At 38.1% G+C, this 8,769-nt stretch carries 11 protein-coding genes; 3 read left to right on the top strand and 8 right to left on the bottom strand.

Translation table 11 applies throughout. The features are described from left to right. Positions 1-72: 72 nt before the first annotated feature. On the bottom strand, positions 73-393 hold the full coding sequence (locus tag WB217_RS04230; RefSeq protein ID WP_423990942.1) for a DUF4870 domain-containing protein: 321 nt from the start codon (positions 391-393) through the stop codon (positions 73-75). Between the two features lie 188 nt (positions 394-581). On the opposite strand from WB217_RS04230, the gene WB217_RS04225 reads away from it, so the two are divergent. Together WB217_RS04225 and WB217_RS04220 are read left to right on the top strand one after the other, a co-directional pair. Continuing rightward, complete coding sequence (locus WB217_RS04225; protein ID WP_423990940.1) at positions 582-1,706, top strand: amidohydrolase; 1,125 nt, start codon at positions 582-584, stop codon at positions 1,704-1,706. A 291-nt stretch (positions 1,707-1,997) separates the two neighbouring features. Then, entirely contained in the window at positions 1,998-2,558 is a 561-nt protein-coding gene (locus tag WB217_RS04220) for a GNAT family N-acetyltransferase (RefSeq protein ID WP_423990938.1), read from the top strand. Between the two features lie 39 nt (positions 2,559-2,597). Here WB217_RS04220 and WB217_RS04215 read toward each other — a convergent pair whose 3' ends face one another. The 3 genes from WB217_RS04215 to WB217_RS04205 form a co-directional block, all read right to left on the bottom strand. Further along, positions 2,598-2,762: a hypothetical protein gene (locus WB217_RS04215; protein ID WP_423990936.1), complete on the bottom strand. Its 165-nt coding sequence runs from the start codon at positions 2,760-2,762 to the stop codon at positions 2,598-2,600. 313 nt (positions 2,763-3,075) lie between these two features. Then, the gene (locus WB217_RS04210) at positions 3,076-3,219 is read right to left on the bottom strand and encodes a DUF2639 domain-containing protein (RefSeq protein ID WP_423990934.1); all 144 of its coding nucleotides are present in this window, start codon (positions 3,217-3,219) and stop codon (positions 3,076-3,078) included. A 136-nt stretch (positions 3,220-3,355) separates the two neighbouring features. Further along, the gene (locus tag WB217_RS04205) at positions 3,356-4,132 is read right to left on the bottom strand and encodes an SDR family oxidoreductase (protein ID WP_423990932.1); all 777 of its coding nucleotides are present in this window, start codon (positions 4,130-4,132) and stop codon (positions 3,356-3,358) included. A 177-nt stretch (positions 4,133-4,309) separates the two neighbouring features. On the opposite strand from WB217_RS04205, the gene WB217_RS04200 reads away from it, so the two are divergent. Then, positions 4,310-4,777: an Hsp20/alpha crystallin family protein gene (locus WB217_RS04200; protein ID WP_423990930.1), complete on the top strand. Its 468-nt coding sequence runs from the start codon at positions 4,310-4,312 to the stop codon at positions 4,775-4,777. A 150-nt stretch (positions 4,778-4,927) separates the two neighbouring features. Here WB217_RS04200 and WB217_RS04195 read toward each other — a convergent pair whose 3' ends face one another. The 4 genes from WB217_RS04195 to WB217_RS04180 form a co-directional block, all read right to left on the bottom strand. Beyond that, entirely contained in the window at positions 4,928-5,644 is a 717-nt protein-coding gene (locus WB217_RS04195) for a CAP domain-containing protein (RefSeq protein WP_423990928.1), read from the bottom strand. 423 nt (positions 5,645-6,067) lie between these two features. Then, complete coding sequence (locus WB217_RS04190) at positions 6,068-6,532, bottom strand: FixH family protein (RefSeq protein ID WP_423990926.1); 465 nt, start codon at positions 6,530-6,532, stop codon at positions 6,068-6,070. Between the two features lie 136 nt (positions 6,533-6,668). Continuing rightward, positions 6,669-8,072, bottom strand: coding sequence for a sensor histidine kinase (locus tag WB217_RS04185; RefSeq protein WP_423990924.1), 1,404 nt, complete (start codon positions 8,070-8,072; stop codon positions 6,669-6,671). Then, positions 8,069-8,749, bottom strand: a complete 681-nt coding sequence (locus WB217_RS04180; protein ID WP_423990922.1) for a response regulator transcription factor — start codon at positions 8,747-8,749, stop codon at positions 8,069-8,071. The genes WB217_RS04185 and WB217_RS04180 overlap by 4 nt, the downstream gene beginning before the upstream one ends. Positions 8,750-8,769: the final 20 nt, after the last annotated feature.

The following is an 8,769-nucleotide window of genomic DNA, read 5'->3' as shown; positions in this document are numbered from 1 at the left end:
ATCCACAAGTTAATTATTTTATAATTTCCAAAACAAAAAAAATCCGGCAAATGTATGCCGGACTTCCTTGCTTTATAAAAGCCTAAAGATAAAGGGAATTCTGTACTCCTGACCTTCATAGGCCTTTATCGCACCAACAATGGTAAATACTGCTCCAAGTACTCCTACTATCCACAGCATGAATACTCCAATCAGCAAGATAACGAGAATTCCACTCACGATTCCATAAACAGAATAAGAAATAAAAAAGTTCATATATTCTCTTCCATGGTAATCAATATAGCTGGAATCGTCCTTCTTAAGGAACCAAATTATCAGCGGCCCTAAGAATGCAGTAAAAAAACTAATCACATAAATCCCGGCAGCCAGAAGCCGTTCATCATTTTTGGGCATGTTCATTTCCCCTTCCAAATTCTTATATCTAACTTTACGGAACATAACGAAAAAAGTTTCATAAAATTTACGTTTGCATACGAAAGAAGTTGGATTGGGCAGGAGCCTATAAAATTTTTCTGTAATGGTGTCAAACACACGCAAAACTGATAAAATGATAAAAAAACTTCATAGGATTGGATGTTAAAATGAACCGAATTTTACTTAAGAATGCAAATGTAATACCAATAACTACTGATCCAAAGTCTAAATGTGATGTACTCATACAGGAAGGGAAAATCTCGAAGATTGGATATGACATTGCTATGGAAGCGGGAGATAAAGTCATTGACTGTACTCACGGTTATTTGCTTCCCGGTTTTATAGATGTCCATACCCATTTAGGGCTTTATGATGAGGGAACAGGCTGGGCTGGTAATGACGCAAACGAAACAATTGAACCGATGAGCCCTCATGTAAGGGCAATCGACGGTGTCTATCCGCTTGATCCTGCTTTTGGGGATGCGATTAAATATGGAATTACCACCGCGCATGTCATGCCCGGAAGTGCCAATGTCATTGGTGGAACTACTTCAGTCATAAAAACTGCAGGTAAAAACATTAAAAATATGATCATTCAAGAGACTGCAGGATTAAAAATTGCGCTTGGAGAAAATCCAAAGAGAATCCATAGTATGGGAAATAAAGATTCAATTACCCGGATGGGAATTATGGGCATGCTCAGGGAAGCTTTCTATGAGGCAATGAAGTCAGATAACCCTGACTCTCTTAGGGTAAAGCCATTATTAAAGGCTTTAAAAAGGGAAATACCAGTTAGGATTCATGCACATCGAGCAGATGACATTATGTCAGCCATCAGATTGGCACAAGAATTCAATCTGGATATACGGATTGAACATTGTACAGAAGGTCATCTCATTGCCGAAGAACTGGAAGGATTAAATTTAAAAGTATCTGTCGGTCCAACGCTTACCCGCCGATCTAAAGTGGAGCTCAAGAACAAGAGCTGGAAAACCTATCAGAAATTGACGAACCATGGAGTCGAAGTATCTATAACGACAGACCATCCATATACCCCAATCCAATACTTGAATGTCTGTGCCTCAATCGCTGTACGTGAAGGATTATCGGAACAAAAAGCGCTGGAAGGCATTACGATTTTGCCTGCCAGGAATCTTCGTATTGAAGAGCGTGTAGGCAGCATAGAGGCTGGAAAAGACGCGGATTTAGTTTTGTGGAGCCATCATCCATTCCATTTCAGTGCCAAACCAATTTGGACAATGATAGACGGACAATTTGTTTATCGAGAATAGTCGAAAAGCCTCAAAACACGTGTAGATTTTTGGCAAAAAAACGCAAAAAAAAATGGTGAAAAACCTATTTTCTTTTTCGTTTTTTTTTAGTATGATACTCTTTGGAAACAAGATATTAAATAATTTAATAAATGATAGTGATTAGGGAAGGCAAATGGTGCGCCACCAGTATCCTGGTTCTAGTGGGTTCGATTCCCACCCCGAAATTTTTTAGCAATACAAAAAATTTCGAGGGTGGCCGTGTTGTTACATTCGCACGGGATAGAACTGCCCTGCTTTGGAGGGATACAAATGCTCAAAAGACGTGATGTTCATGATAGTCATGAACTATTTGAGCTAATGGTGCATCCGGAGGTCTTCCCTTTTGTGCGCCAAAAAGCTTATTCATATGATGAGTTTGTTTTTATTACAAAACAAACAATTGAGGCTGAAGAAAGAGGCGAGCTGATTTCTCGCACAATATTGGACGAATGGGGAGCCCCTATTGGGACAATTAATCTTTTTGATGTTCAGGACGGCGCTGGCTTTTTAGGTACATGGCTAGGCAAGCCATACCATGGCAAGGGTTATAACAACTTAGCGAAGGATGCATTTTTTCAGGAACTTTTTTATGAGCTTGGGTTGGAAACGATTTTCATGCGGATAAGAAAAATAAATATCAGGTCTATTAAAGCTGCTGAAAAACTTCCATATGTAGTAAAGGCTAATGAAACTCGCCAGGCAATCTACGAACAGCTTAATGCCAATGGAGATATCTATGACCTTTATGAAATTCCTAAAGACCAATATACCTTATATTTAAAAAGAACGGCACCACTCGAAGAAGAGAATGTACAATTGCTTGAGGCTTAATAATAAATCTAAAAACCGCCCTGTCAATCAGGGCGGTTTTTAGTTCATTGGGTCCTGAAGATTCAATTCAACCCGGTCTGATAATGAGGCTTCCGATAAAAACGCTTCAAGTTCATCATCTGTTAAGGTTTCATACCTTCCGTCTTCAAAGAAAATCTGTGTCTGGTTCGGATTGATCCTATTCAAATTAAATCCTGTTCCCATCTTTATCACTCCTCGCATAAAAACGCAGCTAGATTTCCAGGTGGTATTTAACAAAATCATAACAATTATTAGAAAATTTATTATGGAATTTTTATTTGATACTATTTTGCCCATCATTTTGGCCATTATTCTTTATTTATTTGTTCTTTATAACTAGCCTGTTGATTCAGTCTCCATAGCATCGCTTATCAAATCCAAAGAGATTGCTAACTTCCGCTCCAATCAATAGGTGCTAAAAAAATTCAACAATGACATTTAACAGCCTAAAAAATATATACTGAAACGAAATAAGTTTACATAATAATATTATTATCTATTCCTTTGATAGTTCGAAATATAAGCTTCTAACAACAAACGTCTTATATAATTCAAGTTTCCGTTTATCAATTGGATGCTTAGTGAGTCCCATTTTCTTCAATTCCTTAATATACCATCCTTTTGACCCATCATAAGCCATGATTAAGCCCTCCTAAAATGGTTTTACTATCCAATTATATGTCGCTAAGGAACAAAGATTGATTGTCTCAATTAGGTAATGGTCCCAAGATGATGGGAGAAATAAAAAAAACGCCTTAAAATGGCGTTTATAATTGTTATATTCCTCTATAAATTTTTCCGAGTACATCTTTTCCGCCTGTTACTGGAATAACGCTGCCTGTGATAAAGCTGGAATTTTCCTCTGCAAGGAAACTAATTACCCTTGAAACATCTTCTCCAGTACCTGGTCTGCCTACTGGTACTGAATCATCCTTTTCTTTTAAGGATTCAATAATTTCCCTTTCCTTCCATTCTCCAATAATATCACCTGGACACACCATATTAGCGGTTATGCCATGCTCTGCCTCCTCTAGCGCGATTGTTTTTGTTAAAGATGCAAGGCCTGATTTTGCAGCAGCAAAGGCTGATCTGTATATCCATCCGGGTGCAGATTCTACACGGTCAAATCCTACGGTAATAATCCTTCCCCATTTCTGCTCACGCATATAAGGAATAAGCAGGTTTGATAGGTAGAAAACCGCATTCAAATTCCCATTGATTAAGTAGTCCCATTCCTTGATATCATAATCCGCCATCTTTTTTCTTTCAGAAATATACGGTCCAGCGTTATGGACGATAATATCAATAGACTTGAATACCTTAAGGCCTTCAGAAACGAGATTTTCACAATCTTCATACAAGGTAATATCACCTTTAATACATATATTTTTTGTGCGGTATCGACTAGTTAATTCAACGGCAAGATCTTCTGCTTCATTCTTGCTGCTCCGATAATTAATGATTAAGTTAATCCCTTCGGCAGCAAGCTGCATTGCTGTACGTCTACCTATACCGGTTGCACCTCCGGTAATTAGAGCAGTTTTATTTTCCACAACCTGTACCCCTCAATTTATTAGATTCACTTATCCCTATACTAAAAAGAAGCTAGCAGATTTGCAACTTTTAGCTAATTCACAGACAGTTTAGTACACTCACCATTATTAACAGCTGGGCGTGTGTTTGCATAGGATATCAATATCGAAGTTGGTCTGCTGGAAAGGCGGGATAATATGTTTCCGTGGAATTTATTGCCCTTTGATCAGAAATCACAGAAAAAGTTTATGGAAATGAAGCCAGAAGAAATTGAAAATTATGTACAACAAATGATGGGAAAGGTTTTTCAGCCTAACATGAGCGGAGCGCTCAAGCCAGAAGAATGGATAAAGGAGATGGAAGGAAACACAAAGAATCCTGTGAAGTCACCAAACCGTCTACAGGCAGAAATATTCGAAACACATGATTTCGTTTTCATAAGACTGCCACTTAAAGAAGAAGTCTGGAAGACACAAATGAAATTGTATTATACCTCAAACCAAGTCATCATAGAACATATTCCAGAGGTATCAGATAAACACACCTTGATTTTGCCAGCTACCGTGAAGCGAAAAGGTGCATCCGCAACACACCGGGATGGGGTCCTGGAGCTAAGATTGCCGAAAAATGTGGATATGCAGTTTTCCGAAATAGATATTCTGTGAATATGCAGGTCAATTACGTGCAAACTAATAATGGATGTTTTCACTTAAATAGTTATTTCTAATTAGGGTTTGTTCAAGCTGCACACAAAAAATCCCCAATATAAAGAAAAACAGCCCAAATCGAGGGCTGTTCTTCTATTTGAAAAATTATTATTTACCGATGAACATTTGAGTCCAATAGTTGCCTGATGCAATATGTCCTACACCGATATGAGTATAACTTGAGTTAAGAATGTTCGCACGGTGGCCTGCACTATTCATCCAAGCTTTTACTACTGCTTCTGGAGTTGGCTGACCCATAGCGATGTTTTCACCAGCTGAACGATAAGTGATACCAAACTTCTTCATCATATCAAAAGGTGAACCGTAAGTTGGGCTTGTATGGCTAAAGTAGCCTTTGTTTTGCATGTCTCTAGACTTTTCTCTTGCTACTTTGCTCAATGCTGTGTCAAGAGCAAGCGGTTTTAAACCGTTTTTAGCTCTCTCTTGATTAGTTAATTCAACCACTTTTTGTTCATATGCACTTACAGCTGTATTTGTTGGTGCTGCTGTTGGCTGTTGTGCAGGTGCTTTAGCTGGCTGTTGTGCAGGTGCTGTTGATGGTGCCTTTGCTGGCTGCTGAACATTTGTTGGCGCAGGAGCTTTAGCTGGCTGTTGAACATTTGTTTGAGCAGGTTGCTTCCAATTGAATTGATAGTTATTCAAATATTTTTGAAGAATACTATTAATTTGTTCATTACTTAAATTACCACTTTGATAATAGTAAACTTTTGATTGAACTGTCGCCGCATCTGCTTTATTCATTACAGGATTTGCTGCTAGTAAGGCTGCAGCTGCCGCAATTGATAGGATCATTTTTTTCTTCATTCTCGAATTCCTCCCGAAAATTTAGTTTGTCTCTCTCTTGCATCCTAATCATAACACGGGTTTTTTGTAATAAACGTGGATGTTATTGGAAAAACTATTATTATTCTAATATATTTAAAAGAGGAAATTTGAAAGCAGAAAGAAAGCTAGATTTTTCAAGGGATTGTGGGCAAATTAATGTCTGCCACAATATTTGATGGATTTTCCATTTTATAATTGCCTGAACCATCTATACCATAAATGGGTAAAAAGTTGTGATTGACAGCTATTATAACCCCCTTGTAATATTACAATCTTTTCTCTAGCATGACAAAAACTAAGTAATATTACACAAAAAAAACGGCCTAGGCCGCTTTCAATAATGAATTTTCACAAAACAGATTTATTTATTCAGAAGTATATAAGATTCGAAACAAAACTTGATTAATGACCGTTATGTTCTTCCTCTTCTTTAGAATCCATTTCCATATCTGCTGAATTATTATCTTCCTCTGGTTCACTAGGATTTCCTACTATAAATTCTATTTTGGGCATATTGTGCATGCTTCTCGCTGTTACATGAGAAATAATATAGTAGGTACCCTCTTCTGTGAAGGATTTTTTAAGTCTGTAGATGCCATTTTCACTATGTACTGCCATGATTTTTTCATGATTTTCATCATGTGATCGCCAAATTTCAAACTTGACTTCGTCTGCATCCTTTACTTCTTCGGATCCATATGTGACCTTTGCCTCAAAGGTTATTTCTTCATTTACATCTGCTTTCTCTGGAGTAGCTGTCAGCTGCACATCAAGAAATTGAGGATTTTCTTCCACATCTTGCTGTGAACAAGCAACTGTAACAATACCTGCAAATATAATGATCAGTGTCATCCAAATTTTTTTCATTATGTTATATACTCCTTATCAAAGTTTAATCATATATTTTGAATGTGTTGGCTGTGCTAAACTTGGCTGTTGATTTCTGCTTCAACTACGAAAAACTTAACACAGCCAATGTGTTAGAAATTGAATTAGCCCTTATTTATATAAGTACTATAGGGAAATAAAGCTTTACCGTTGTTCCTTCACCCAGTTTGCTGACAATTTCCATTTTACCCTCATGCAATTGTACTATTTTATCGACAATGGCTAGTCCCAGGCCGGTACCTCCGTCTGCCCTTGACCTTCCTTTGTTTACTCTGTAGAAACGGTTCGTGAGGTTTTTAATATCCTCTTCCGGAATGCCGATTCCAGTATCTTTTATTTCCACCAGACATCCATACGAATGCTTTGAAAGTCTAATGCAGATTTCGCCCTCACAATCTGTATAGCGGATTGAATTGTCGATGAGGTTTTGGAAAATCTGCTCCATCCTTCCCTCATCGCCATTGATTATAATATCCGGATCCACTTCAAGAGATAATGCTATCTTTTTTTCGCCCAGTGCTGGACCATATTTGATGATAAAATCCTCTATTAACTGAGCGAGAGAGAAAGGGCTTTTTACCAGTTTATATTCATCCGCATCCAGTCTGGATAAATCAAGGAGATCCGCGACTATTTTCACCATCCTGCCCGCTTCTCTGTTGATAAGCTTTAAATACTTGTGTTGTTCAGCCGGTTTTTTAATCATTCCAGTTTCAAGAGCTTCGCTGTAGCCTTTTATATAACTAATTGGTGTTCTTAGTTCATGAGAAACATCCGCAAGAAATTCGCGCTTTTTTTCATCTTCTTTTTGAATGGATTCAGACATATGATTAAACGCATTAGCCAACTGACCAATTTCATCCTTAGATTGGATAACTACCCTTGCTGAGTAGTCTCCTAGAGATACTCTTTCAGCTGCCTCCCTCATAGCAGCAAGAGGTCTCGTAAGCTTGTGGAGCATCTTGAAACCAAGAATGGCTGCTATAATGATGAATATCACTCCTCCTATAAGCCAGAGAAACGAGAAGTCCACCGTCAATTCTGATATTTTGGCCAGAGGGACATATAAGTAGATAATCCCTTCAAGCCTGCTATTATCAAGGAGAGGTATTGCCACCGAAAGTATTTTTCTGTCAAACCTCTCTTCAAAGCCTGATTTAAACACAGGTTCCCCGTTCAAGAGCTGTTCACGCTCTTCCTTCCCAATCAAAGTTTCGTAATCAATCGCGTAGGGCAAACAGGCGCTGAGCTCCTTTGGATTGCTTACCAGGAAGACTTCAGATTCAGATTTCTCGTTATACCATTCAATCCTATCTTTGAACTCATTCGTCAATGGCCCCCCAGAATAATCACCAGCTAGTTTGTTTCCTTCCTCAATTAGGGATTTCTCAACAATATCTACATATAGCTTTTCATAAAAGATATATGATAATAAAAATGAATACAACACTGTCACTAAAATAGTAGCAGTAACCGTCAGCCATAGTTTTTTAAACAGGCTATCCGAAAAAGAAGTCATGATTCCGGCACCTCAAATTTATAGCCCACACCCCAGATTGTTTGGATATAGTCGCCCGTTCCAAGCTTCATTCGAAGAGTTTTTATATGGGTATCAACCGTTCTTAAGCTTCCTTGGTAATCCATACCCCATACGAATTCCAACAGCTGTTCCCTGCTTAAAGCATGCCCCTGGTGCTGAACAAGAAATACAAGTAATTCGAATTCTTTCAGTGTAAGAGCAATTGCATCACCTTCAACACTAACGCTTCTGCCTTTTTTATCAATCGTTATTTTTCCTAGACTTACTCTTTCTTCATCATATTTGGCATGGGCAGTCCTTCTTAATACTGCATTAATTCTTGCAACAAGTTCACCCGGGCTGAAGGGTTTTACGATATAGTCATCACCGCCAAGCTGCAGTGCCCTCACTTTATCCCATTCTTCCCCTTTTGCAGATAAAAAAATGATTGGAACCTGCGAGAACGCTCTAATCTTGCTGCCAACCACATAACCGTCTTCAAAAGGCATCATGATATCCAAAATTACCAAATCAAAATTCTTTTCCTGCATACTTTTTAAGGCCTCTGAGCCATTTGAGGCGTGAACACAGTGGAAACCCGAATTTTCAAGATACATTTGAACAAGATTTCGCATATCTTCTTCATCGTCAATTATCAGAACATGAATGGGATTCATTTTTTATCTCTCCCTTGTAA

This window comes from Mesobacillus sp., assembly GCF_049588175.1.
Classification (GTDB): domain Bacteria; phylum Bacillota; class Bacilli; order Bacillales; family Cytobacillaceae; genus Mesobacillus.
Note: the sequence above shows the minus strand (reverse complement) of the source record. Positions and strands in the feature narration are given on the sequence as shown.